21 protein-coding genes are annotated in these 24,192 nt (G+C 72.8%); 16 read left to right on the forward strand and 5 right to left on the reverse strand.

Annotated elements, in window-relative coordinates; genetic code table 11:
* The first annotated feature begins 53 nt into the window (after positions 1-53).
* Positions 54-836: an adenosylcobinamide-GDP ribazoletransferase gene (locus AC0VYN_RS27675; RefSeq protein WP_475533142.1), complete on the forward strand. Its 783-nt coding sequence runs from the start codon at positions 54-56 to the stop codon at positions 834-836.
* 3 nt (positions 837-839) lie between these two features.
* On the opposite strand, the gene AC0VYN_RS27680 is transcribed toward AC0VYN_RS27675, so the two are convergent.
* Positions 840-1,625, reverse strand: a complete 786-nt coding sequence (locus AC0VYN_RS27680; RefSeq protein ID WP_385466016.1) for an endo alpha-1,4 polygalactosaminidase — start codon at positions 1,623-1,625, stop codon at positions 840-842.
* Positions 1,626-1,868: 243 nt separating this feature from the next.
* Between AC0VYN_RS27680 and AC0VYN_RS27685 the strand changes: the two genes are divergently transcribed.
* From AC0VYN_RS27685 to AC0VYN_RS27715, 7 genes are all read left to right on the forward strand, one after another.
* Positions 1,869-3,395: a leucyl aminopeptidase gene (locus tag AC0VYN_RS27685; protein WP_475533143.1), complete on the forward strand. Its 1,527-nt coding sequence runs from the start codon at positions 1,869-1,871 to the stop codon at positions 3,393-3,395.
* Positions 3,396-3,747: 352 nt separating this feature from the next.
* Entirely contained in the window at positions 3,748-5,136 is a 1,389-nt protein-coding gene (gene lpdA / locus AC0VYN_RS27690; protein WP_385466010.1) for a dihydrolipoyl dehydrogenase, read from the forward strand.
* A gap of 65 nt (positions 5,137-5,201) precedes the next feature.
* Positions 5,202-6,992, forward strand: a complete 1,791-nt coding sequence (gene sucB, locus AC0VYN_RS27695) for a 2-oxoglutarate dehydrogenase, E2 component, dihydrolipoamide succinyltransferase (RefSeq protein WP_475533144.1) — start codon at positions 5,202-5,204, stop codon at positions 6,990-6,992.
* 210 nt (positions 6,993-7,202) lie between these two features.
* Entirely contained in the window at positions 7,203-7,826 is a 624-nt protein-coding gene (locus AC0VYN_RS27700) for a GntR family transcriptional regulator (RefSeq protein WP_385466004.1), read from the forward strand.
* Between the two features lie 374 nt (positions 7,827-8,200).
* Entirely contained in the window at positions 8,201-10,903 is a 2,703-nt protein-coding gene (gene aceE, locus AC0VYN_RS27705; RefSeq protein ID WP_475533145.1) for a pyruvate dehydrogenase (acetyl-transferring), homodimeric type, read from the forward strand.
* A gap of 55 nt (positions 10,904-10,958) precedes the next feature.
* Entirely contained in the window at positions 10,959-11,966 is a 1,008-nt protein-coding gene (locus AC0VYN_RS27710; RefSeq protein WP_475533146.1) for a helix-turn-helix transcriptional regulator, read from the forward strand.
* 56 nt (positions 11,967-12,022) lie between these two features.
* Positions 12,023-12,544: a DUF4240 domain-containing protein gene (locus AC0VYN_RS27715; protein ID WP_475537004.1), complete on the forward strand. Its 522-nt coding sequence runs from the start codon at positions 12,023-12,025 to the stop codon at positions 12,542-12,544.
* Between the two features lie 15 nt (positions 12,545-12,559).
* On the opposite strand, the gene AC0VYN_RS27720 is transcribed toward AC0VYN_RS27715, so the two are convergent.
* Together AC0VYN_RS27720 and AC0VYN_RS27725 are read right to left on the reverse strand one after the other, a co-directional pair.
* Positions 12,560-13,357, reverse strand: a complete 798-nt coding sequence (locus AC0VYN_RS27720; RefSeq protein WP_475533147.1) for a peptidoglycan recognition protein family protein — start codon at positions 13,355-13,357, stop codon at positions 12,560-12,562.
* 79 nt (positions 13,358-13,436) lie between these two features.
* Positions 13,437-13,925 (reverse strand): N-acetyltransferase family protein, encoded by a 489-nt coding sequence (locus AC0VYN_RS27725; RefSeq protein ID WP_475533148.1) that lies wholly within the window; start codon positions 13,923-13,925, stop codon positions 13,437-13,439.
* A 65-nt stretch (positions 13,926-13,990) separates the two neighbouring features.
* Between AC0VYN_RS27725 and AC0VYN_RS27730 the strand changes: the two genes are divergently transcribed.
* A complete protein-coding gene (locus AC0VYN_RS27730) occupies positions 13,991-14,896 on the forward strand; it encodes a TIGR01777 family oxidoreductase (RefSeq protein WP_475533149.1) in 906 nt (301 codons plus the stop codon).
* 194 nt (positions 14,897-15,090) lie between these two features.
* Positions 15,091-16,494 (forward strand): NAD(P)/FAD-dependent oxidoreductase, encoded by a 1,404-nt coding sequence (locus tag AC0VYN_RS27735; RefSeq protein WP_475533150.1) that lies wholly within the window; start codon positions 15,091-15,093, stop codon positions 16,492-16,494.
* Between the two features lie 87 nt (positions 16,495-16,581).
* Here the strand turns inward: AC0VYN_RS27735 and AC0VYN_RS27740 are convergent, their stop codons facing one another.
* Complete coding sequence (locus AC0VYN_RS27740; RefSeq protein WP_475533151.1) at positions 16,582-18,045, reverse strand: regulator; 1,464 nt, start codon at positions 18,043-18,045, stop codon at positions 16,582-16,584.
* 257 nt (positions 18,046-18,302) lie between these two features.
* On the opposite strand from AC0VYN_RS27740, the gene lipB reads away from it, so the two are divergent.
* The 4 genes from lipB to AC0VYN_RS27760 all read left to right on the forward strand — a co-directional run bounded on the left by lipB (position 18,303) and on the right by AC0VYN_RS27760 (position 21,486).
* Positions 18,303-19,100, forward strand: coding sequence for a lipoyl(octanoyl) transferase LipB (lipB, locus tag AC0VYN_RS27745; RefSeq protein WP_475533152.1), 798 nt, complete (start codon positions 18,303-18,305; stop codon positions 19,098-19,100).
* A gap of 175 nt (positions 19,101-19,275) precedes the next feature.
* Entirely contained in the window at positions 19,276-20,241 is a 966-nt protein-coding gene (lipA, locus tag AC0VYN_RS27750) for a lipoyl synthase (RefSeq protein WP_385469855.1), read from the forward strand.
* Positions 20,242-20,512: 271 nt separating this feature from the next.
* Positions 20,513-20,716 (forward strand): SCO2195 family GlnR-regulated protein, encoded by a 204-nt coding sequence (locus AC0VYN_RS27755; RefSeq protein WP_385469857.1) that lies wholly within the window; start codon positions 20,513-20,515, stop codon positions 20,714-20,716.
* Positions 20,717-20,784: 68 nt separating this feature from the next.
* Complete coding sequence (locus tag AC0VYN_RS27760) at positions 20,785-21,486, forward strand: DUF4191 domain-containing protein (RefSeq protein ID WP_475533153.1); 702 nt, start codon at positions 20,785-20,787, stop codon at positions 21,484-21,486.
* A 108-nt stretch (positions 21,487-21,594) separates the two neighbouring features.
* On the opposite strand, the gene AC0VYN_RS27765 is transcribed toward AC0VYN_RS27760, so the two are convergent.
* The gene (locus AC0VYN_RS27765; RefSeq protein ID WP_475533154.1) at positions 21,595-22,062 is read right to left on the reverse strand and encodes an RDD family protein; all 468 of its coding nucleotides are present in this window, start codon (positions 22,060-22,062) and stop codon (positions 21,595-21,597) included.
* A gap of 231 nt (positions 22,063-22,293) precedes the next feature.
* Here AC0VYN_RS27765 and glnA point away from each other — a divergent pair, with 231 nt between their 5' ends.
* Positions 22,294-23,703: a type I glutamate--ammonia ligase gene (gene glnA / locus AC0VYN_RS27770; protein ID WP_385469863.1), complete on the forward strand. Its 1,410-nt coding sequence runs from the start codon at positions 22,294-22,296 to the stop codon at positions 23,701-23,703.
* A 155-nt stretch (positions 23,704-23,858) separates the two neighbouring features.
* Entirely contained in the window at positions 23,859-24,122 is a 264-nt protein-coding gene (locus tag AC0VYN_RS27775) for an SCO2583/SCO2584 N-terminal domain-containing protein (RefSeq protein ID WP_475533155.1), read from the forward strand.
* Positions 24,123-24,192: the final 70 nt, after the last annotated feature.

The raw sequence follows: 24,192 nt of genomic DNA on the forward strand, positions 1-24,192 counted from the left end.
CTTTATCCCCGAGCCCCGGAAGTGCCCCGGTGACCGCCGGGTAGTCTGCGCCGGTGCTCAGGACCCCCTCCACCGACGGCCTCCGGTTCGCCTTCGGCACCCTCACCGTGCTCCCGGTCCGGCTGACCCGCTGGGACCGCGGCGCGGCGCGCGGCGGCATGCTGTGCGCCCCGCTGGCCGGCCTGGCCGTCGGCGTCGCCGCCGCCGCCGTCGGGCTCGTGCTGCTCCTCCTCGGCGCCGGCAGCCTGCTCGCCGCGGTCGCCACCGCCGCCGTGCCCGCCGTACTCACCCGGGGGCTGCACCTGGACGGGCTGGCCGACACCGCGGACGGACTGGGCAGCGGGAAGCCCGCCGAGGACGCGCTGCGGATCATGAAGCAGTCCGACATCGGGCCCTTCGGCGTGATCACCCTCGTCCTCGTGCTGCTGGCCCAGGTGGCCGCACTGACGCAGGCGTACGACGCCTCGTGGGCGCGGGGCGCCCTCGCCGCGGTGGTCTCGGCGGCCGCCGCCCGGGTGACGCTCACCCTGGCCGCCCGGGCCGGGGTCCCGGCGGCGCGCCCGGAAGGACTGGGCGCCGCGGTCGCCGGGGTGGTCCCGGCACGCCGGGCCGTGGGCGCGGTCGTCGCCGTCGCGGCGGCCGGGGCCGCGGCGGGCGCGTTCCTCGGGCCGTACGACGCGGCCCGGACGGCACTCGCCGTGCTGTGCGCCGTCGCCGTCGCCGAACTGCTGCTGCGGCACTGCGTCCGCCGTTTCGGCGGGGTCACGGGTGACGTCTTCGGCGGGGTCGCGGAGACGGCGGCCACGACCGCGCTGGTCGTCCTGGTGCTGGGCTGACGCTCAGCAGGCCTCGCGCCACACGCCGAGTTCGTACTTCTTCAGCATCGAACTCAGCCGCAGCTCACGGGACTCGGCGCAGAACCGGTCGGTCGGGAGCTCGTACTCGACGTGGAAGACCGCCTTGTCCGCGTCGATGAACGGCTTGTTGTCGGCGCACTCGCCGTACTGGGCGCACTGCTCGTTGACGGCGAAGTCGAAGTCGTCCACCAGGTCCGGGATCTGGTCCAGGTCGTTCTTCAGGCCGACGGCCATGCCCCGTTCGTGGGCGAGCCGCGCGATCAGCCGGTTGTAGCGGAGCTGGTCGCCGGCGGTGAGCGGGAAGCCGGTCTCGTTCCGGTAGCCGTCCATGTTGTCCGGCTCGACCGCGTCGAAGCCCTTCTCCCGGCACATGTCGAGGCGTTCGGCCATCAGCGGCTCCAGGACGTCCGTCGCCCGGATGTCCAGCCAGCGTTCGCCCTCCCAGCCGTTGCCCTCGCCCAGCACCGACTCGGGGAAGCCGGCCGCGTCGGGGCGGAAGTCCTCCCAGGCGCCGGTCGAGACGTAGCAGATGACCTTGCGGCCGTCGTCGTGCAGGGAGGCCACGGTGGACGCGCCGTGGTCGAAGCCGTCGATGTCGTAGACCGGCACGTCGACGGTGGTGTCGAGCCTGCCGCTGAGCTGCCACTGCCAGGCGGTGCCGGGCCGCGGCCGCCAGGGTCCGGCGTCGCCCCGCTCGTCGTCGGGGGACGCCGACGAGCAGCCCGCGAGCAGCAGGAGCAGGGCCGTCAGCAGGGCCGGGCGTCTCATGGGGCGTGCTCCAGAGGGTGGGGTCGGCATACCCCCCGATGATCTCCTACGCCCCCGGCGGCACCGGAAACGCGGGGGCGCGGCGGCGAGCGGGCGGCGGCGCGAGCGTAGGCTCGTGCCGGGTGTTCGCCTGCCCGGGTGGATACCACACCGCAGGAGGGATCTAGGGTCGGTTGTCGGGCCCGGTCGACCCACCCGCATTCGGCCATTCAGGACTTCATACGGAAGCGAGATTTCACCACCGTGACTGCTCTCACTCTCTCCACCGCAGCGGTGCCCGGCCTGCGGGCCGACGCCATCGTGATCGGTGTCGCCAAGGGCGCACGCGGCCCCGTCGTCGCACCGGGCGCCGAGGCCGTGGACAAGGCGTACGACGGCAGGCTCGCCGACGTGCTGGAGACCCTCGGTGCCTCCGGCGCGGAGGGCGAGGTGACGAAGCTGCCCGCGCCGTCCGGCTTCAAGACCCCCGTCGTGGTGGCGGTGGGCCTGGGCGCCGAGCCCGAGAAGGACGCCGGCTTCGACGCCGAGGCGCTGCGCCGGGCCGCCGGTGCCGCGGCCCGCGCGCTCGCCGGTGCCAGGAAGGCCGTCTTCGCGCTGCCGCTGACCGAGGCCGCCGACGCCGGCGCCGTCGGTGAGGGCGTGCTGCTCGGCGCGTACTCCTTCGACGCCTACAAGGCCAACGGCAAGGACGCCAAGGCGAAGAACGGCAAGGCGCCGCTCGCCGAGGCCGCGCTGCTCGGCGGCAAGCCCCGCGACAAGGCCTACAAGGCCGCGATCGAGCGTGCCGCCTCCGTCGCCGAGGAGCTGAACCGCGCCCGCGACCTGGTCAACACGCCGCCGAACGACCTGAACCCCGAGGCGTTCGCCGCCATCGCGCAGGCCGCCGCCAAGGAGCACGGCATCAAGGTGCAGGTGCTCGACGAGAAGGCGCTGACCAAGGGCGGTTACGGCGGCATCCTCGGTGTCGGCGCCGGTTCGGCGTCGGGTCCGCGGCTGGTGAAGCTGTCGTACACCTCGTCCAGGGCGACGAAGTCCCTGGCCTTCGTCGGCAAGGGCATCACCTACGACTCGGGCGGCATCTCGCTGAAGCCGGCCGGGCACAACGAGACGATGAAGTGCGACATGGCCGGTGCGGCCGCCGTGTTCGCCGCGGTCGTCGCCGCCGCGCGCCTCGGCCTCGAGGTCAACGTCACCGGCTGGCTGGCGCTGGCCGAGAACATGCCGTCCGGCTCCGCCACCCGCCCGGGTGACGTGCTGCGCATGTACAGCGGCAAGACGGTGGAGGTCCTCAACACCGACGCCGAGGGCCGTCTCGTCCTGGCCGACGCCCTGTGGGCGGCCTCGCAGGAGAAGCCCGACGCGATCATCGACGTGGCGACGCTGACCGGCGCGATGATGCTGGCGCTGGGCAGCCGCACGTACGGGATCATGGCGAACGACGACGCGTTCCGTGCCGCGGTGCACGAGGCGGCGGAGGAGGTCGGCGAGCCGGCGTGGCCGATGCCGCTGCCGGAGCACCTGCGCAAGGGCATGGACTCCGCGACGGCCGACATCGCCAACATGGGTGAGCGGATGGGCGGCGGGCTGGTGGCCGGCCTGTTCCTGCGCGAGTTCGTCGGCGAGGGCATCACCTGGGCGCACCTGGACATCGCGGGCCCGGCCTTCAACGAGAGCGCGCCGTTCGGCTACACGCCGAAGGGCGGCACGGGCACGGCGGTGCGGACGCTGGTGCGGGTCGCCGAGCTGACGGCCGCGGGCGACCTGGGCTAGGGGCGCCTGCCGGCTCGGGGGTGCGGGTGATTCGGCGGCCACGGGTCCGTGGTGGCTCGTCGCGGCCACACGGCGGGAGCCGCGGATCGGAACAGCCCGCGCCCCCGAGTGCGCTGCCCCGCCGTCGGCCGGCAGCACGGCCCAGCGCCCCCGAGGGCATCATCGCCTCCTGCGTCACGAGGGAACGTGGGGTGTCTCACACCCCGGCCCGGCGTCTCGTAAGGGGCCGACAAGTGCGAAGATGGGGCTCGGCAGGACAGGGCCCCAACCAAGGGCCGAAGAACGAGCGGCCGGACACCAGCCGCCAGCCGGTCACCGTTGACCGGTGGCGCACATGCATGGAGGACGTGACGTGGCGAACGACGCCAGCACCGTTTTCGACCTAGTGATCCTCGGCGGTGGTAGCGGTGGTTACGCCGCGGCCCTGCGCGGGGCGCAGCTGGGTCTGGACGTCGCCCTGATCGAGAAGGACAAGGTCGGCGGCACCTGCCTGCACAAGGGTTGCATCCCCACCAAGGCCCTGCTGCACGCGGGCGAGATCGCCGACCAGGCCCGCGAGAGCGAGCAGTTCGGTGTGAAGGCCACCTTCGAGGGCATCGACGTACCGGCCGTCCAGAAGTACAAGGACGACGTGATCTCGGGCCTGTACAAGGGCCTGCAGGGTCTGATCGCCTCGCGCAAGGTGACCTACATCGAGGGTGAGGGCCGTCTGTCCTCCCCGACCTCGGTGGACGTCAACGGCCGGCGCGTCGAGGGCCGCCACGTCCTGCTCGCGACCGGCTCCGTGCCGAAGTCGCTGCCGGGCCTGGACATCGACGGCAACCGGATCATCTCCTCCGACCACGCCCTCGTCCTGGACCGCGTGCCGAAGTCCGCGATCATCCTGGGCGGCGGCGTCATCGGCGTCGAGTTCGCCTCCGCGTGGAAGTCCTTCGGTACCGACGTCACGATCATCGAGGGCCTCAAGCACCTCGTGCCGGTCGAGGACGAGAACAGCTCCAAGCTGCTGGAGCGCGCCTTCCGCAAGCGGGGCATCAAGTTCAACCTGGGCACCTTCTTCGACAAGGCCGAGTACACCCAGGACGGTGTCAAGGTCACCCTCGCCGACGGCAAGGAGTTCGAGGCCGAGGTCCTGCTCGTCGCCATCGGCCGCGGCCCGGTCTCGCAGGGCCTGGGCTACGAGGAGGCCGGGGTCGCCATGGACCGCGGCTACGTCCTGGTCGACGAGTACATGCGGACCAACGTCCCGACCATCTCCGCCGTCGGCGACCTGGTCCCGACGCTCCAGCTCGCGCACGTCGGCTTCGCCGAGGGCATCCTCGTGGCGGAGCGGCTGGCCGGTCTGAAGACCGTCCCGGTCGACTACGACGGCGTGCCGCGGGTGACGTACTGCCACCCCGAGGTCGCCTCCGTGGGCATCACCGAGGCCAAGGCCAAGGAGATCTACGGCGCGGACAAGGTCGTCGCCCTGAAGTACAACCTGGCCGGCAACGGCAAGAGCAAGATCCTGAAGACCACGGGCGAGATCAAGCTCGTCCAGGTCAAGGACGGTGCCGTGGTCGGCGTCCACATGGTCGGCGACCGCATGGGCGAGCAGGTCGGCGAGGCCCAGCTGATCTACAACTGGGAGGCGCTGCCCGCCGAGGTGGCCCAGCTCATCCACGCCCACCCGACGCAGAACGAGGCGCTCGGCGAGGCCCACCTGGCGCTGGCCGGCAAGCCGCTGCACTCCCACGACTGACCTTCCCTCGGTCACTGGGCGCGACGACACAGACTTCCGCAATTTCGTAAGGAGCAACCGAAACCATGGCGGTTTCCGTAACCCTTCCGGCGCTCGGCGAGAGCGTCACCGAGGGCACCGTCACCCGTTGGCTGAAGGCCGAGGGTGAGCGCGTCGAGGCCGACGAGCCGCTGCTCGAGGTGTCGACCGACAAGGTCGACACCGAGATCCCGGCCCCCGCCTCCGGCGTGCTGTCCTCCATCAAGGTCGCCGAGGACGAGACGGTCGAGGTCGGCGCCGAGCTGGCCCTGATCGACGACGGCTCCGGCGCCCCGGCCGCCGAGGCCGCCCCGCAGGCCGAGCAGGTCGCCGAGCCGGCGCCCGAGCCCGCCGCGGCCGCCCCGTCGACCGAGCAGGCCGCCCCGGCCCCCGCTCCCACCGCCGAGGCCGCCGCCGGCGGCTCCGCCGAGGGCACCGACGTGGTCCTGCCGGCGCTCGGCGAGTCCGTCACCGAGGGCACGGTCACCCGTTGGCTGAAGTCGGTCGGCGACAGCGTCGAGGCCGACGAGCCGCTGCTCGAGGTGTCCACCGACAAGGTCGACACCGAGATCCCGGCCCCCGCCTCCGGCACCCTGCTGGAGATCGTGGTCGGCGAGGACGAGACCGCCGAGGTCGGCGCCAAGCTGGCCGTCATCGGTGAGGCGGGTGCCGCTCCGGCCGCCGCCCCGTCCGAGCCCGCCGCCCCCGCGCAGCCCGAGCCCACCCCGGCTCCGCAGCAGGCCGCTCCGGCTGCTCCGGCTCCGGCCGCGCCCGCCCCGGCCGCTCCGGCTGCTCCGGCTCCGGCCGCCCCGGCGCCCGCCCCGCAGCAGGCCGCCCCGGCGCCCGCGCCGGCCCCGGCCGCCGCTCCGGCGGCCCCGGCCGCCCCGGCCGCCGCCCAGCCGGTGGACGACGGCGCCTACGTCACCCCGCTGGTGCGCAAGCTCGCCGCCGAGAACGGCGTCGACCTGTCCACCGTCAAGGGCACCGGCGTCGGCGGCCGCATCCGCAAGCAGGACGTCACCGCCGCCGCCGAGGCCGCGAAGGCCGCCGCTCCGGCTCCGGCCGCCGCTGCCGCCGGGACCGCCGCGAAGAAGGCCCCCGCCCTGGAGGCCTCCCCGCTGCGAGGCCAGACCGTCAAGATGCCGCGCATCCGCAAGGTCATCGGCGACAACATGGTCAAGGCGCTGCGCGAGCAGGCCCAGCTGTCGTCGGTCGTCGAGGTCGACGTCACCCGCCTGATGAAGCTGCGCGCCCGGGCCAAGGACGCGTTCGCGGCCCGTGAGGGCGTCAAGCTCTCCCCGATGCCGTTCTTCGTCAAGGCCGCGGCGCAGGCGCTGAAGGCCCACCCGGCCATCAACGCCAAGATCAACGAGGCCGAGGGGACCATCACCTACTTCGACACCGAGCACATCGGTATCGCGGTGGACTCCGAGAAGGGCCTGATGACCCCGGTCATCAAAAACGCCGGTGACCTCAACATCGCCGGTATCGCCAAGGCCACGGCCGAGCTGGCCGGCAAGGTCCGCGCCAACAAGATCACTCCGGACGAGCTGTCCGGCGGGACCTTCACCATCAGCAACACCGGTTCGCGCGGCGCGCTGTTCGACACGATCATCGTGCCGCCGGGCCAGGTCGCCATCCTCGGCCTCGGTGCGACGGTCAAGCGTCCGGCCGTCATCGAGACGGAGGAGGGCACGGTCATCGGCGTCCGCGACATGACGTACCTGACCCTGTCCTACGACCACCGCCTGGTGGACGGCGCCGACGCCGCCCGCTACCTGACGGCGGTCAAGGCGATCCTGGAAGCGGGCGAGTTCGAGGTCGAGCTCGGCCTGTAATTCCCCTGCCCATGGGCCTGTACGGTGCCCCCGCCCGGAGCTTCCCGGGCGGGGGCACCGTCGCGTTCCGGCGGCGGCACGCCGTGTAAGTCTCGTCTCACCTGCGTGGAAGCGCCCCCGTGCGCCCTTCCCGCGCGCCGCGACGGCCGTATTGTCTAAAGGCCGAACGCCCCAGGGGTCCCGCCCGCCGCCCCTCCTGAAGGAGCTCTCATGACCGCGCCCGTCGTCCACTCGCTGCGCGAACAGATCCGCGAGCACATCCTGGAAGGGATCATCAGCGGGCGCTGGCAGCCGGGCGAGCGGATCGTGGAGCGGCGGATCGCCACCGAGCTGGAGGTGAGCCAGACCCCGGTGCGGGAGGCGCTGCGCGAGCTGGAGTCGCTTCGGCTGATCGAGTCGGCGCCGAACAAGGGCGTACGCGTCCGCAATCTCACCGCCGCCGACCTGGAGGAGAGCTACCCGGTCCGGGCGGGCCTGGAGGCCATCGCGGCGGAGCTGGCGGCGGACCGGCTCGCCGAGGACTGCTCCGTCCTGGAACCCCATGTGGCCGCGCTCCACGAGGCCGACCGGGTGGCCGACGGGACGGCCCAGGTGCGGCACACGGTGGGCTTCCACCGGGAGCTGGTGCGGGCGGCCGGCAACTCGGTGCTGCTGCACACGTGGGAGGGCCTGGGCATCGAGGTGTTCACGGCCCTGTCGATACGGTGGCTGGGGACCGTGCAGCAGTCGTACGCGGAGGAGCACGAGGAGCTGGTCGCGGCGTTCCGGCGCCACGACCCCCGCATCCCGGAGATCGTCAAGGCCCACGTCCTGGGCTGCGCCCCGCGGGCCTAGTTTTCTCGCCCCCGCCGCCCCTTCCCATTCCCGACCCCTGGGGGCTGCGCGATCAGCCGCCACGCGCCGACAGCCGCCAGACACACCGCGACCACCCGAGCTGTATTGCGCTCACCTGCACAAACACCCACCGAACAAGGTCACCCCGTGCCACCGCCGGAGGCACCGCGTGCCGACTTTCTCGGTATCGAGAGGTTTTGCCCCTCAACCCTTTGATCGATCATCGATCAGGGGGTTACAGTCACCGACGGGCCGCGCGGCGGAAGCCGCAGGTGTTACAGCACCCAAGCCCCAGCCCTGTCCTGCCAAAGACCTAGGGCACCCCCGAACCCTTGACCTTGAGGGAACCCCCTTCGACTGAGGAAGGCGGCGACATGACCGACCCCAACGCCATCCAGCCGAGCGAGCTCGACCAGCTCCCGGACCGCGACCCCGAGGAGACCGCCGAGTGGCGCGCGTCTCTGGACGCCGTCACCAAGGCGGCCGGGCCGCACCGTGCCGCGTACCTGATGCGCCGCACACTGGAGCGCGCCGAGGGCGCCGGCATCGCACTGCCGAAGCTGCTCGAGACGGACTACGTCAACTCCATCCCGACCGCCGACGAGCCCGCGATCGACGGTGACGAGGAGCTCGAGCAGCGGATCACCGCCTGGAACCGCTGGAACGCGGCGGCGATGGTGACGCGCGGAAGCAAGTACGGCGTCGGCGGCCACATCGCCACCTTCGCCTCCGCGGCCTGGCTGTACGAGACCGGCTTCAACCACTTCTTCAAGGGCAAGGAGGGGGACGGCTCCGGCGACCAGCTCTACATCCAGGGCCACGCTTCCCCCGGCATCTACGCCCGCGCCTTCCTCGACGGCCGGCTGACCGAGCAGCACCTCGACAACTTCCGCCGCGAGGCCGGCGGCAACGGTCTGCCGTCCTACCCGCACCCGCGCCGCCTGCCCTGGCTGTGGGAGTTCCCCACCGTCTCCATGGGCCTCGGCCCGATCTCCGCGATCTACCAGGCGCGGTTCAACCGCTACCTGACCAGCCGCGGCATCAAGGACCTGACGAACTCCCACGTGTGGGCGTTCCTCGGCGACGGCGAGATGGACGAGCCGGAGTCCACCACCGCGCTCACCCTCGCCTCCCGTGAGGGCCTGGACAACCTGACCTTCGTCATCAACTGCAACCTGCAGCGCCTCGACGGTCCGGTCCGCGCCAACTTCAAGATCGTGCAGGAGCTGGAGGCCCAGTTCCGCGGCGCCGGCTGGAACGTCGTGAAGTCGCTGTGGGGCACCGCCTGGGACGAGCTGTTCCAGCTCGACACCACCGGCGCGCTGGTACGCCGGCTGCGCGAGGTACCGGACGCGCAGGTGCAGACGTACCAGACGCGCGACGCCGCCTACATCCGCGAGGACTTCTTCGGCAAGGACCCGGCGCTCGCCGAGATGGCGAAGCTGCTGTCCGACGACAAGATCCTCGAGTGCTTCCACTACTCGCGCGGCGGTCACGAGTCCCGCAAGGTGTACGCCGCGTACCGGGCGGCGCTCGCCCACAAGGGCGCGCCGACCGTGATCCTGGCCCAGACGGTCAAGGGCCACACCCTCGGCACCGGCTTCGCGTCGAAGAACGCCAACCACCAGATGAAGAAGCTCTCGGTGGACGAGTTCAAGAACATGCGCGACCTGCTCGGCCTGCCGATCAAGGACAGCGACTTCGTCGACGGCGTGGTCCCCTACGGTCACCCGGGCGCCGACTCCCCCGAGGTCCGCTACCTCCAGGAGCGCCGTGCCGCCCTCGGCGGTCCGGCCCCGGCCCGCCGCGTGCACCCGCTGGCTCCGCTGCCGGCCCCGGCCGACAAGGCGTTCGCGGCCTTCGACAAGGGCTCCGGCACGCAGAGCGTGGCCACCACCATGGCGTTCGTCCGCCTGGTCAAGGACCTGGTCCGCGACAAGGAGACCGGCAAGCGCTGGGTGCCGATCGTCCCCGACGAGGCGCGCACCTTCGGCATGGAGTCGCTGTTCCCGTCGCTGGGCATCTACTCGCCCAAGGGCCAGACGTACGAGCCGGTCGACCGCGACCAGCTGATGTACTACAAGGAGGCCAAGAACGGCCAGATCCTCAACGAGGGGATCACCGAGGCCGGGTCCATGGCCGACTTCATCGCCGCTTCGACGTCGTACGCGACGCACGGCGAGGCGATGATCCCGTTCTACATCTTCTACTCGATGTTCGGCTGGCAGCGCACGGCCGACCAGATGTGGCAGCTCGGCGACCAGCTCGGCCGCGGCTTCCTGGTCGGTGCCACCGCCGGCCGGACCACGCTGACCGGTGAGGGCCTCCAGCACGCGGACGGCCACTCCCCCGCGATCGCGGCGACCAACCCGGCCGCCCTGTCGTACGACCCGGCGTTCGCGTACGAGATCGCGACGATCGTCAAGGACGGTCTGCGCCGCATGTACGGCGAGACGGCCCCCGGCGAGGACCCGGACGTCTTCTACTACCTGACCGTCTACAACGAGCCGATGCCGCAGCCGGCCAAGCCGTCCGCGGCCGGTGTGGACGAGGGCATCGTCAAGGGCCTGTACCGCTTCAACACGGCGGAGTCGGCGGGTCTGACCCCGGTCGCCAACGCGCCGCGCATCCAGCTGCTGGGTTCCGGCACGGCCATCCACTGGACGCTCGCGGCGCAGCGGATGCTCGCCGAGGAGTGGGGCGTGGCCGCCGACGTGTGGTCCGCGACCTCCTGGACGCAGCTGCGCCGGGACGCGCTGGAGGCCGACGCCGCGCTGCTGCGCGGCGAGGAGCGGGTCCCGTACGTCCGCCAGGCGCTCCAGGGTGCCGAGGGCCCGGTGCTGGCGGTCTCCGACTACATGCGCCAGGTCCCGGACCAGATCGCGCAGTGGGTCGAGCAGGACTGGTCCTCGCTGGGTGCCGACGGCTTCGGTCTGTCGGACACCCGTGAGGCGGCCCGTCGCCACTTCGGCGTGGACGCCGAGTCCATCGTGGTCGCGGCCCTGGCCCAGCTCGCCAAGCGCGGCGAGGTCCAGGCGACGGCCGTGAAGGAGGCGCGCGAGCGCTACGGCCTGTAAGGCTCTGACCCGAGGAGGCCCCCGCTTCGGCGGGGGCCTCCTGCATGATGTGCGCATGCGTGCTGCCCGCCTCATCAAGATGGTGCTGCTGCTCCAGTCCCGCCCGGCCATGACCGCCGCCGAGCTGGCCCGGGAGCTGGAGGTGTCGGAGCGGACCGTGACGCGGGACGCGCAGGCCCTGTCGGAGGCGGGCGTGCCGGTGTACGCCGAGCGGGGCCGGGCCGGAGGGTACCGGCTGGTCGGCGGGTACCGGACGCGGCTCACGGGGCTGGCGCGCGGCGAGGCCGAGGCGCTGTTCCTGTCCGGGGTCCCCGGGGCGCTGCGCGAGATGGGCCTGGAGGACGCGGCGTCGGCTGCCCGTCTGAAGGTGTCGGCCGCGCTGCTGCCCTCGCTGCGGGACGCCTCCCGCACGGCGGCGCAGCGGTTCCACCTGGACGCGCCGAGCTGGTTCCGGGAGCCGGAGACGCCCGGGCTGCTGCCGGCGGTCGCGGACGCGGTGTGGGACGACCGGCGGCTCACCGCGCGCTACCGGCGCGGGGAGGACGAGGTCGTCCGGGAGCTGGAGCCCTACGGGCTCGTCCTGAAGGCGGGGGTCTGGTACCTGTGCGCGCGGGTGGCGCACGGGGGCTCGTTCCGGGTGTACCGGATCGACCGGTTCACGGCGGTGGAGCCGGACGAGGAGCGGTTCACGCGGGACGCGGAGTTCGACCTGCCCGCGTTCTGGGCGGAGCGGGCCGCGCAGTTCGCGCGCTCGATCCTGCGGGCGGAGGTCGTGGTACGGCTGTCCGCGGAGGGCGTGCGGGGGCTGCCGTACGCCGTGGACGCGCCGGCCGCCCGGGAGGCCCTGGAGGCCGCCGGCGGGCCGGACGCGGACGGGTGGGTGACGGTGACGATGCCGGTGGAGTCCGAGGAGGTCGCCCTCGCCCAGCTCAGGGCGCTCGGGCCGGAGGCGGAGGTGCTGGCGCCCGCGGAACTGCGTGAACGTTTCGCCCGGGACGCCCGGCGGCTCTCCGCGCTGTACGGGGACCACGGCCGGCCGGAGGCGCCGCCCGCCCGGACATAACGATCCGATCCGCTCCGCGTGCGTCGTACCCCCGCAGGGCCGATGCTGGACCCGTGATGGACGAGACGGAGTTCTGGGAGCTGATCGACGCGGCCCGGCGCGGCGCCGACGGTGACCCCGAGGACCAGGCCGACCTGCTCGTGGAGCGGCTCCTCGAACTGGACCCGGACCTCGTCCTGGACTTCGCCCGCCACTTCGAGGCCCGCTACAACCGGGCCTGCACGTGGGACCTGTGGGCCGCCGCGTGGGTGCTGCTCGGCGGGGCGAGCGACGACGCCTTCGACTACTTCCGGTGCTGGCTGATCGGCCAGGGCCGCGAGGTGTACGAGGGCGCGGTGCACGAGCCCGACTCCCTCGCCGAGCTGCTGGACGACTTCGACGAGGAGCTGGACGGCGACGGGGAGGAGCTCGGCTACGCGGCCGACGAGGCCTACGAGCAGCTCACCGGCACCGTCGCCCCCGACCTCGGCATCGCGCCCGCGCCCGCGGAGCCGCTGGGCGCCCCGGTCGACCTGGAGGACGACCGGGCCGTCGCCGAACGCCTCCCGCGGCTGTGGGAGCGCTTCGGGCCGGGCTGAGGCGCCCCGACCGGGTCAGCCGGTCCTGCCCTGGAGGCGGGCCGCGAGGTCCCTGATGTGCGGGAGCCTGGCGGTGAGGGCCTCGCCGGGGCAGCTGGTCTGGTAACCCTCCCCGTGCCCCGCGACGGCGGGCAGGGTGGCGGTGCTGCCGGCGGCGTACCGGCTGAGGCCGTTGCTGGAGACCAGGCGGACCGTCCCGCGCGGGTCGGTGTCCGTGGGCCCCAGCTTCCAGGCGGCGAGGGCGGCGATCGCTTCGGTCAGGGCGTCCGGCACGGGGACGCCGGCGGTGAAGGTGCCGAGGGCGGCGATGCCGGTGGTGCGGTGGTTGAAGCCCTGGGTGTGGGCGCCGGTGACGGGGCGGTCGATGCCGCCGGCGCGGCCCTCGTAGATGGTGCCGCAGCGGTCGACGACGAAGTTGTAGCCGATGTCGTCCCAGTCCCTGGCGCCGGTCTGGCCCGTGTAGACCCCGCGGAGGATGGCCGGCACGTCGGCGCAGTCGTAGTCGTTCGGGGTGTCGGTGTGGTGGACGAAGACCGCGCGGACCTCGTCGTCGTAACGCGGGGCCGGCTGGGCGCGGGCCTCGCCGCCCAGCCAGACCGAGCGGGGCACGACGGGCGGCCGCGGGGCCGTGTGCCGCGGGACGGTGGCCGCGCGGACGTGCGGGTCGGAGGCCCGTTCGACACCGCCCGCGCACATCGCCAGCGCCGCGGCGGCGGCGATGCCGGGCACGCAGCACAGCAGCACCCGGACGGGCGCCGGTATGCGGTCCGCACGCCGTTCCCGCGGGCCGCGCGGACCTCGGAAGACACGCATGGTCCTACTGTCGGGCTGATCCGGTCCGCCCGCGACGCGAGCCGGGCCGCCGGGTGGCACCGCCCGGCGGCCCCGGGACCTACACCAGCGGCCGTCCCATGAGCACGTCGTCGACGTAACTGCCGTCCAGGAAGAACTCGCCCGGCTGGACGCCCTCGACGGTAAACCCCTCGGACTCGTAGAGCCTGCGGGCCGCGGTGTTGGGGCCGAGGACGCGCAGGGTGATGCGGCGGGCGCCCAGCCGGCGGGCCTCCGCGACGGCGCCGCGGACGAGGGCCCGGCCGACGCCGTGGCCGCGGGCCGCGTCGGCGACGGCGAGGCCGCGGATCTGGCGGACGTGGGTGTTGGAGGCAAGTGGCGTCGGGAAGCCGAGGCGGACGTAGCCGACGAGGCCGCCGTCGAGCTCGGCGACGAGGTGGTCCGCGGGGCCCGAGTGCTCCCGGAAGAAGGGGTCGTCCGGCCCCGGCGGGGGCGAGACGGCGTGCTGGTACGACCAGGTCGCGCGGTCGAGCAGGCGCAGCGGCCGCTCGTCCTCGGACCGGGCGGGGCGTATGTGGGCGACTGGCATGGCGATCACTGTACGACGCGCGTTCCGGACGGCGATCTTCCCCCGGTTCCGGGCAGGATGGGCCCATGGACGACTCGGAACGTTCCCGTATCGCGGTGGCCGGCGCCTCCGGTCTCATCGGCAGCGCGCTGGTGCGGTCCCTGACCGCGGACGGCCACGAGGTGGTGCGCCTGGTGCGGCGCGCGCCGCAGGGGCCGGACGAGGTCCGGTGGGACGCCGTCGCCGGACGCGTGGACGCGGCCGGGCTCGAGGGGTGCGACGCCGTGGTCAACCTGGCCGGGGCGGGGGTGGGCGACCGCCGCTGGACCGACGCGTACAAGGCGCGCGTCCGCGACAGCCGGGTGAACGGCACCAGGGCGCTCGCCGAGGCCGTCGCCTCGCTCCGGCGGCCCGTGCGGGTCTTCGTGAACGGCAGCGCGATCGGCTACTACGGGGAGACCGGCGACCGGCCCGTCGACGAGAGCGCGCCCGCGGGCGAGGGCTTCCTGCCGTCGCTGTGCGTGGAGTGGGAGGACGCGGCGGCACCCGCCCGGGAGGCGGGCGTGCGGACGGTGTTCGTCCGGACCGGGCTGGTCGTCTCCCGGCAGGGCGGGGCCTGGGCGCGGCTGTTCCCGCTGTTCAGGGCGGGGCTCGGCGGGCGGCTGGGCGACGGCTCGCAGTACTGGTCGTTCGTCGCGCTGCACGACGAGGTGGCGGCGATCCGGCACCTACTGGACCGGGACGACCTCTCCGGCCCCTTCAACGTCACCGCCCCGCACCCGTCGACGAACCGGGAGATCACCGCGGCGATGGGGCGGGTGCTTCACCGGCCGACGCCCTTCCCGGTGCCCGCGCCGGTGCTGCGGGCCGTGCTCGGCGAGATGTCCGGCGACGTCCTGGGCAGCGCCCGCGTGCTTCCGGCCCGTCTCCTGGAGTCGGGTTTCCGGTTCGCGTTCCCGGAGATCGACGGGGCGATCCGGGCGGCGCTGTGAGACGGGGCCCGGCCGCCTTGTGACCGTTTGACGGCCGTATGGCAGCCATATGCGACCGCCGTGCGACCGTGCCCTGCCTCCGTGCGACTCCCCCTGACCGTTCCCGGCCTTAATCTCGGAGTGAACTCGGGTATCCCTCAAGCCGGTTGGGGGCATCACGTCTCCAGCGGCCGCGCAACCTCGAGGAGGGGCACGTGCTTGAGCCCGCGTACCAGGCGGACGTCGTCGTCGTGGGGGCCGGGATCGCCGGCCTCGCCGCGGCGCATCGGCTGACCAGCGCAGGAGTGACGACCACGGTCCTGGAGGCCGCCCACGGCGTGGGCGGCCGGATGGCGACCGAGAAGGTCGACGGATTCCGTCTCGACAGGATCGGACAGCTGCTCTCCACGGCGTATCCCGAACTGCGCCTCGTCCCCGGGCTGGACGGCCTCGCGCTGCTGCCGTTCGCGCCCGGGGTGCTGCTGCACAGCGAGGGTCGCCACCATCGCGCGGGTGCCCCGGCCGGCGCACGGGGCGCACGGGGCGCACTCCATACGGTGCGCGCCCTCGCGAGCGCCCCACGGTCGGTTTCCGCGCCCCGGCGCTTGGTTCCCGCCTCCCGGGTGCCGGGAAGGCCGGCGCCCGCCCCCCGGCCCCGCACGGGCGCCCCGCTGGGCACCGCCGTCGACCAGGCCCGGCTCGGCGCCGCGCTGACCCGCCTCGCGAGCACGCCGATCGAACGGCTGCTGGCCCGCCCGGAGCTGCCCGCGGCCCAGGCGCTGGCGGCCCGCGGACTGCCCGCCCGCACGATCGACGGCTTCCTGCGCCCACTGCTCGCCGCGCTGCTGCACGACCCGGACCTGACCACCTCCAGCCGGTGTGCCGACCTCGCGCTGCGCGCCTTCGCGAGCGGGCGGCCGGTGCTGCCCGAGGGCGGTGCGGAGACCGTGCCGGAGCTGCTGGCGCGAAGGCTGCCGCCGGGCACCCTGCACACCGGCGTCCGGGTCACCTCGGTCGCCACCAACGCCGTGACCACTGCCGAGCACGGCGTCATCCGGTGCCGGGCCGTCCTGGTGGCGACCGACGCCCGGGCCGCCGCCGAGCTGCTGCCGGGCCTGCGGGTGCCGGACTTCCATCCGGTGACGGTGGTGCACCACACGACCGACGAGCCCCCGGCGACCGGCGCGTCCCTGCTGCTCGACGCGGACCGCGGCGGTCCGGTCGCCCACACGGCGGTGGTCAGCCACGTGGACCCGTCGCGCGCGCCGGCCGGCCGCGCCCTGGTCTCGTCGACGGTCCTCGGTCCCGTGCCGTCCGACGTGGACGCCGCCGTCCGCATCCACCTGGCCCGCCTGTACGGCACACCGACCGGCCGCTGGGAGACCCTCGCCGTGCACCACACGGCCGACGCGGTGCCGGCCATGCGCCCGCCGCACGACCCGCACCGGCCGGTGCGGCTGCTGGCCGGCCTGTACGTGTGCGGCGACCACCGCGACACCAGCACCGTCCAGGGGGCGCTGCACTCGGCCCACCGGGCCTCGGCGGCGATCCTGACGGACCTGGGCGCGGGCGGTTCGATGCACCGGGCGGAGCCGCTGCCGGCGGCGCGGGCGGCCTGACGCACGTCCCGGCGCGGGAGCCCCGGCCCGCACACCGGGGCGGGGCTCCCGCGCATGACGTGTATGGCGTCGTGGACAGCGCGGCGGCTACCCCATGGCGGCCACCCGGTCCCGGTAGCCGCGCACCGGTGCCGCGTCCCGGTACGGCTCCAGGCGCCGTTCGAAGTCGCGCACGTACTCCGCCGCCCGTACCGACCGCATCTCGGCCGCCTCTCCGGCGGCTTCGGCGGCGAGCCGGCAGGCCTGGTCGAGTTCGCCGAGGCCCAGGCGGGCGGTGGCGAGGACGACCCGGCAGAACAGGCGGCTGCGGGCGTAGGCGGGGGCGCGCAGTTGCAGGGAGCGCTCAGCGTGCTGGGCGGCGGCGCGGAACTGCTGGAGGTCGCGGTGGCAGTGCCCGAGCTCGTCGGCGAGCTGGGCCTCGTCGAAGAAGCGCGCCCAGTGCGGCACCTCGTCCCCGGGCCGGGCGGCCTCCAGGGCGCGCTCGGCCCGCACCAGGGCGGCCGTGCACGCCCGCACCTCGCCGAGCACGCCGTGCGCCCGCGCCTCGGCGGCGTGCAGCAGCGTCTGCACCACCGGCGGCGCCGACGTGCCGACGCCCTGCTGGGCGACGCGTGCGAGCTGCACGGCCTCGCGGCCGTGGCCGAGGTAGACGGCCTGGCGGCTCATCGTGACCAGCACGTACGAGCCGTACGCCCGGTCCCCGGCCGCCTGGGCGAGCCGCAGCGCCTGCACGAAGTAGCGCTGGGCGAGCCCGTGTGCGGCGATGTCGTACGACGTCCAGCCCGCGAGCCGGGTCAGGTCGGCGGCCGCGGCGAACAGCCGGCGGCCGGTCTGCTCGCCGTAGCTGCCGCGCAGCATCGGCTCCAGCTCGTGCTCCAGGTAGCGCACGAGGGCCTGGCGGGCGTGTCCGCCGCCGTACCGGTCGTCCAGGCTCCGGAACAGCTCGCCCACCGAGCGCAGCGCGGCGAGGTCGCCGCCGGTGACCTTCTGGCCGGGCCCGCGGTCGGCCGGCACCCGCCTGCGGGCGGGGGCGAGCGGAGCCGGGCCGCCGGGGAACGCCGGACGGCCCTGCGCGGGGATGCGGACGGGCGCCTCGGTGCGGGCCACCCTCTCGTCGGCGCGGCCGATCAGCCAGTCCCGGCTGGGGACGACGAGACCGGCCGGGGTGAAGGCGATCTTGCGCAGCTCGGCGTGGCTGCCGGAGTCCTTGCGCCACAGCCCGCTGACGATGTCGACGGCCTCCTCCGGGCCGGCGGCGAACTCGAGGCCCGCGTAGACGGGGGCGCAGGCGTCCAGGCCGAGGTCCTGGGCGGTGAGGCGGCGGCCGAGGCGCCGGGTGAAGACCTCGGCGATCAGGGCGGGGGTGGTGCCGCGGGGCTGCTGGCCGCGCAGCCACCGGGTGACGGACGTCTTGTCGTATCTCAGGTCCAGGCCGTGCTCGAGTCCGAGCTGGTCGACGCGTCGCGCGAGACCCGCATGGGAGAACCCCGCCTCGGCGATGAGGGCGGCGAGCTGGCGGTTGGGGGTGCGCTGCGCGGGTCGTTCCGTCATGGTGCGGTGCGGTCTCCTGCCTTCCGGGCCCTCGTCGTGCCCGGAGCGCCTGTGAGCAGCCCTTATGGCCTCGTGAACGGCGCGAATGTAGCGGAGAGTAAGCAGCTCATCGCATACTTTCGGGGGTATTCATCCGATCGTGTGAGGATTCCGTGTCGAGCTGACGGGCAGCGGCCCCCCGACGGAGGTCCGGCGGCCGGTCGTACAGTGGCGTGGGCACGGTTCGTGCCTTACGACCTTCCAGGGAGGCTCTTGCCGTGAGTGAGCTCCGGTTCGTCCGCATGGGGTTCGGCGCCGACCGTGTCGACTACCAGGAGGCGTGGGACGAGCAGCGCCGGGTGCATGCCGCGCGGTTCGCCGACGAGGTCCCCGACACGGTGCTGCTCCTCGAGCACCCGCCGGTCTACACCGCCGGGCGGCGCACCGCGGACGAGGAGCGGCCCCTCGACGGCACGCCGGTCGTCGACGTGGACCGCGGCGGCAAGATCACCTGGCACGGCCCGGGCCAGCTGGTCGGCTACCCGATCCAGAAGCTCCCGCGCCCGGTGGACGTCGTCGCCCACGTACGGCGGCTGGAGGAGGCCCTGATCCGCACCTGCGCGGAGTTCGGCGTCGAGACCACCCGGGTCGAGGGCCGCAGCGGGGTCTGGGTCCTCGGCGACCCGGTGGAGAAGCGCCCGGCCCTCGGCGGTCTGTCCCTGGACTTCGACCCGCGGCTGACCGACGAGGAGTTCGACCCCCGCCTCAACGGGCCGGAGTACGCCCCGTCCAACGCGGGCCAGCGCCGCGAGGACCGCAAGATCGCCGCGATCGGCATCCGGGTGGCGAAGGGCGTCACCATGCACGGCTTCTCGTTCAACGTGAACCCGGACAACACCTGGTTCGACAAGATCATCCCGTGTGGCATCCGTGACGCGGGCGTCGCCTCCCTGGCGAACGAGCTGGGCCGGGAGGTGACCATCGAGGACGTGCTCCCGGTGGTGGAGCGCCACCTGCGCGACGTCCTGGAGAACGCGGACCTGAAGCCGAGGGAGATCGAGAAGACCCCGGCCTGATACCGGCGCCGGCGGCATAAACGCGGCCCGTCCGGCGTTCCCGCAGGAGGTCGTCCAGGCCCGAGCAGGGGCCTGGGGGCCGGCAGTCCCCAGCAAGGCCGTCACCCTCGCCGGGCATCAAATCAACGGGCGTACCCTGAAGGTCGCCGAAGAATCGAACGCTAGGGAGCCGGTCGTGTCCGCAGTCGCACCCGACGGACGCAAGATGCTGCGCCTGGAGGTCCGCAACAGCCAGACCCCCATCGAGCGCAAGCCCGAGTGGATCAAGACCCGGGCGAAAATGGGTCCCGAGTACACGAAGATGCAGAACCTCGTGAAGAGCGAGGGCCTGCACACGGTCTGCCAGGAAGCCGGCTGCCCGAACATCTACGAGTGCTGGGAGGACCGCGAGGCGACCTTCCTCATCGGCGGCGACCAGTGCACCCGGCGCTGCGACTTCTGCCAGATCGACACCGGCAAGCCCGAGGCGCTCGACCGCGACGAGCCGCGCCGGGTCGGCGAGTCCGTGGTCACCATGGACCTGAACTACGCCACCATCACCGGCGTGGCCCGCGACGACCTGCCGGACGGCGGCGCCTGGCTGTACGCCGAGACGGTGCGCCAGATCCACCAGCAGACCGCCGGGCGCCAGGACGGCCGCACCAAGGTCGAGCTGCTGGCCCCCGACTTCAACGCGGTGCCGGAGCTGCTCCGCGAGGTCTTCGACTCGCGCCCCGAGGTCTTCGCGCACAACGTCGAGACCGTGCCGCGCATCTTCAAGCGGATCCGCCCCGGCTTCCGCTACGAGCGCTCCCTGAAGGTGATCACCGACGCCCGCGACTACGGGCTGGTCACCAAGTCGAACCTGATCCTCGGCATGGGCGAGACCCGTGAGGAGATCAGCGAGGCGCTCAAGCAGCTGCACGAGGCCGGCTGCGAGCTGATCACCATCACGCAGTACCTGCGTCCGTCCGTGCGCCACCATCCCGTGGAACGCTGGGTCAAGCCGCAGGAATTCGTGGAGCTGAAGGAGGAGGCCGAGCAGATCGGCTTCTCCGGCGTGATGTCCGGCCCGCTGGTGCGCTCCTCCTACCGCGCCGGGCGGCTCTACCGGATGGCGGTCGAGAAGCGCGACACCGTAGTCGCCGGCCAGGCCGTCTGACGCACCGCCAGCCCTCGCCCGCCCGGCGGGGGCGCGCCGCGTGTGAATTCACGCACAAGCCCCTACTCGGCGGTACTGGCCGATGTGCCGCGGCCCCGACCGTCCTCGCAGATGAGGGCACCGGTCGGGGCCGCGGCGCCGTTCCGGGTCCCGGCACCACCGCTTCATGTGCGTTTGACCGGCGGGTCACGCCCTGGTAACACCAATCAGTAACCCTGGAATCACAGGACGTACTTCCGTACCCGGATCCGCACCGAGGGAGACCTCCGCCATGCAGGCCGCGCCCGTTCGCGCCACCGCCATCCCTTCGTTCACCGACGCCCTGCGGGCCGTCGAGTCGCTGCTGATGAGCCGCGGCCAGCGCACCGCCCGGCGCAACGCCTGGACCTCCGTGCTGGAGGACCGCCGCCGGGCCAAGGACCGCATCGAGACCGAGCGGGTCCTGCAGCAGCAGGTCGTCGCCGGCCACCTCTGACCTCCCCCGTACGGCGGTGCCGGGCACTGCCGTCGTCGGCGCCTTCCGGGCCACGTAGACTTCACGTCATGGCGAGGAAGGAACCTGCAGCGGACGCTGCGAACCCCGGGCGACTGAAGCAGATCGCTCTGACCTACAAGATGACCCGCAAGGCCGACAAGAAGATCGGTCTTGTGCTCGCGGGTGTCGGCATCGTCGTCTTCGGTGTCCTCCTCGCGATCGGTTTCCTGGTCGGTCACCCCATCTATCTCGGCATCCTGGGCCTGCTGCTCGCCTTCCTCGCGACGGCGATCGTCTTCGGGCGCCGGGCCGAGCGGGCGGCCTTCGGGCAGATGGAGGGCCAGCCGGGCGCCGCCGCGGCGGTGCTGGACAACATCGGCCGGGGCTGGACCACGACCCCCGCGGTGGCGATGAACCGCAGCCAGGACGTGGTGCACCGAGCGGTCGGCAAGGCCGGCATCGTGCTGGTCGCCGAGGGCAACCCGAACCGGGTGAAGTCCCTGCTCGCGGCCGAGAAGAAGAAGATGAACCGGATCGTCGCCGACGTGCCCGTCCACGACCTGATCGTGGGCACCGGCGAGGACCAGGTCGAGCTGAAGAAGCTGCGCACGACCATGCTCAAGCTCCCGCGCGTCCTCACCGGCCCGCAGGTCACCGCGACCAACGACCGGCTGCGCGCCCTGGGCGACCTGATGAGCAACATGCCCCTCCCCAAGGGCCCGATGCCCAAGGGCATGCGCATGCCGAAGGGCGGCAACCCCCGGCGCTGAGCCGGCGGTGCCCGCAGCGGCACCACGACGCACCTGCGCCGATGGGGCGCCCGGATCACTCCGGGCGCCCCATCGCCGTCACCGTGCCGCGCCGGCGGCCGGCGGACGCTAGATCCTGACCTCCACGGTGCGGGCCAGCCGGTCGTGCAGCCCGCGGCCGTCCCGGTCCCAGATCAGCGCGGGGACCGCGACGCACAGCAGGGCCGCCCGCAGCAGCGCGCGCCCCGGGCTGACCCGGCCCGTGCCCAGCTCCACCACGCGCAGGCCGAAGAGGCGCTTGCCCGGGGTGAAGCCGACCGTGCCGACGGTCAGAACGCTGAGCACGAAGAAGATCAGCAGGGCCCAGTTGCTCGCCGTCTGGCCGTAGCTGCCCGTGATCAGGCCGTATGCGATCAGGGAGCACAGGGCCCAGTCCACGGCGAGGGCGCCCAGCCTGCGGCCCGGACGGGCGATGGAGCCCGACCCCTCCTCCGGCAGCCCGAGTTGCTCACCCCGGTATCCGAGATCGGCGCCGGCCCCTTCGATGGCCGCGCGCGGCCCGGAGAGCCACGATCCGATTGCTTGCCTGTTGTCCACCCGTCCACGGTACTGGGCCCCGATATGCCCGGGGAACGGTGGGGTGCGCAGCGGGGTGTGCCCTACACGGTTGAGGCCTAGGCTGGGAGGGAACCGGTTAACTTCTGCGAAACAAACGGGTCACGCCCGAGAAATCACCCGTCCTTAGGGTCGATGCAGCGTGTGCCACCCGCACTGGCCGCACGAACGATCTACCACCCCGGCGGGACGGTCGGGAGTAGGAGGAGCTGGATGTTCCAGAACGCCGACGAGGCCAAGAAGTTCATCGCGGACGAGGACGTCAAGTTCGTCGACGTCCGGTTCTGCGACCTGCCGGGCGTCATGCAGCACTTCACGTTGCCCGCCGAGGCGTTCGACCCCGACGACGAGCAGGCCTTCGACGGGTCCTCGATCCGCGGCTTCCAGGCCATCCACGAGTCGGACATGTCCCTGCGCCCCGACCTGTCCACCGCGCGCATCGACCCGTTCCGCCGGGACAAGACACTCAACATCAACTTCTTCATCCACGACCCGATCACGGGCGAGCAGTACTCCCGCGACCCGCGGAACGTGGCGAAGAAGGCCGAGGCCTACCTCGCCTCCACCGGCATCGCCGACACGGCGTTCTTCGGTCCCGAGGCCGAGTTCTACGTCTTCGACTCCGTCCGCTTCGCCACCAGCGCGAACGAGTCCTTCTACCACATCGACTCCGAGGCCGGCGCCTGGAACACCGGTGCCCTCGAGGACAACCGCGGTTACAAGGTCCGCTACAAGGGCGGCTACTTCCCGGTCCCGCCGGTCGACCACTTCGCCGACCTGCGCGCCGAGATCTCGCTGGAGCTGGAGCGGTCCGGCCTGAAGGTCGAGCGCCAGCACCACGAGGTGGGCACCGCCGGCCAGGCGGAGATCAACTACAAGTTCAACACGCTGCTCGCCGCCGCGGACGACCTCCAGCTCTTCAAGTACATCGTGAAGAACGTGGCCTGGAAGAACGGCAAGACGGCGACCTTCATGCCGAAGCCGATCTTCGGTGACAACGGCTCGGGCATGCACGTCCACCAGTCGCTGTGGACCAACGGCGAGCCGCTGTTCTACGACGAGCAGGGCTACGCCGGCCTGTCGGACACCGCCCGCTACTACATCGGCGGCATCCTCAAGCACGCCCCGTCGCTGCTGGCCTTCACCAACCCGACGGTGAACTCCTACCACCGCCTGGTGCCGGGCTTCGAGGCGCCGGTGAACCTGGTCTACTCGCAGCGCAACCGCTCCGCCGCGATGCGCATCCCGATCACGGGCTCGAACCCGAAGGCCAAGCGCGTCGAGTTCCGCGCCCCGGACGCCTCCGGCAACCCGTACCTGGCCTTCTCGGCGCTGCTCCTGGCGGGCCTGGACGGCATCAAGAACAAGATCGAGCCGGCCGAGCCGATCGACAAGGACCTCTACGAGCTGGCTCCCGAGGAGCACGCCAACGTCGCGCAGGTCCCGACGTCCCTCGGCGCCGTCCTCGACCGCCTCGAGGCCGACCACGAGTTCCTCCTCCAGGGCGACGTCTTCACGCCGGACCTGATCGAGACGTGGATCGACTTCAAGCGCGCGAACGAGATCGCCCCGCTGCAGCTGCGTCCGCACCCGCACGAGTTCGAGATGTACTTCGACGTGTGACCGGCACCCGGACCGTGTCCGGACCGTGCGGAGCCCCCGCCCCCTGCTCGTCAGGGGGCGGGGGCTCCGTCGTTGGCCGAAAAGCTTCCCCGGGGCGCCGGGTTTCGGGATCATGGCCCTGACACGATGGCCGGGGCAGGGGACGGGGAGAGGGCATGTCCGATCGGAACGACGAGGAACGCGAGTTCGACCTCAGGTGGGCGGACGGTGCCGAGCACAAGGAACCCTCCGCGCGCGCCCGGATGCTCGCCGCGCGCTGGAAGGAGAACCCGCCCGGGCCGGTCCCCTTCCGTGCCGCTCCCGACCACGTGGGATCCGGCCGCCGCTCGTCGTGGGTGTCCACCGCCGTGGTGCTCGGCTGCGTGGCCGGCGTGATCGTCCTGCTCGGCTACATCAACTTCCGCTCGCCCCACTACTAGGGTCTCTTCTTTGCCGCCTCCGGTAGCGGCCGCGACCCGTTCATGGGGTGTGCCGGGTGCACACTGGATT

The organism is Streptomyces sp. 63XJN7_1_ISO-PGPR-S23-121 (assembly GCF_056173025.1).

Bases quoted from the DNA above. Each gene is read 5' to 3' on its own strand.
- AC0VYN_RS27680 (WP_385466016.1), bottom strand. From the start codon at position 1,625: ATGAGACGCCCGGCCCTGCTGACGGCCCTGCTCCTGCTGCTCGCGGGC.
- sucB (WP_475533144.1), top strand. From the start codon at position 5,202: ATGGCGGTTTCCGTAACCCTTCCGGCGCTCGGCGAGAGCGTCACCGAG.
- AC0VYN_RS27700 (WP_385466004.1), top strand. From the start codon at position 7,203: ATGACCGCGCCCGTCGTCCACTCGCTGCGCGAACAGATCCGCGAGCAC.
- aceE (WP_475533145.1), top strand. From the start codon at position 8,201: ATGACCGACCCCAACGCCATCCAGCCGAGCGAGCTCGACCAGCTCCCG.
- AC0VYN_RS27710 (WP_475533146.1), top strand. From the start codon at position 10,959: ATGCGTGCTGCCCGCCTCATCAAGATGGTGCTGCTGCTCCAGTCCCGC.
- AC0VYN_RS27715 (WP_475537004.1), top strand. From the start codon at position 12,023: ATGGACGAGACGGAGTTCTGGGAGCTGATCGACGCGGCCCGGCGCGGC.
- AC0VYN_RS27720 (WP_475533147.1), bottom strand. From the start codon at position 13,357: ATGCGTGTCTTCCGAGGTCCGCGCGGCCCGCGGGAACGGCGTGCGGAC.
- AC0VYN_RS27725 (WP_475533148.1), bottom strand. From the start codon at position 13,925: ATGCCAGTCGCCCACATACGCCCCGCCCGGTCCGAGGACGAGCGGCCG.
- AC0VYN_RS27730 (WP_475533149.1), top strand. From the start codon at position 13,991: ATGGACGACTCGGAACGTTCCCGTATCGCGGTGGCCGGCGCCTCCGGT.
- AC0VYN_RS27740 (WP_475533151.1), bottom strand. From the start codon at position 18,045: ATGACGGAACGACCCGCGCAGCGCACCCCCAACCGCCAGCTCGCCGCC.
- AC0VYN_RS27755 (WP_385469857.1), top strand. From the start codon at position 20,513: ATGCAGGCCGCGCCCGTTCGCGCCACCGCCATCCCTTCGTTCACCGAC.
- AC0VYN_RS27760 (WP_475533153.1), top strand. From the start codon at position 20,785: ATGGCGAGGAAGGAACCTGCAGCGGACGCTGCGAACCCCGGGCGACTG.
- glnA (WP_385469863.1), top strand. From the start codon at position 22,294: ATGTTCCAGAACGCCGACGAGGCCAAGAAGTTCATCGCGGACGAGGAC.
- AC0VYN_RS27775 (WP_475533155.1), top strand. From the start codon at position 23,859: ATGTCCGATCGGAACGACGAGGAACGCGAGTTCGACCTCAGGTGGGCG.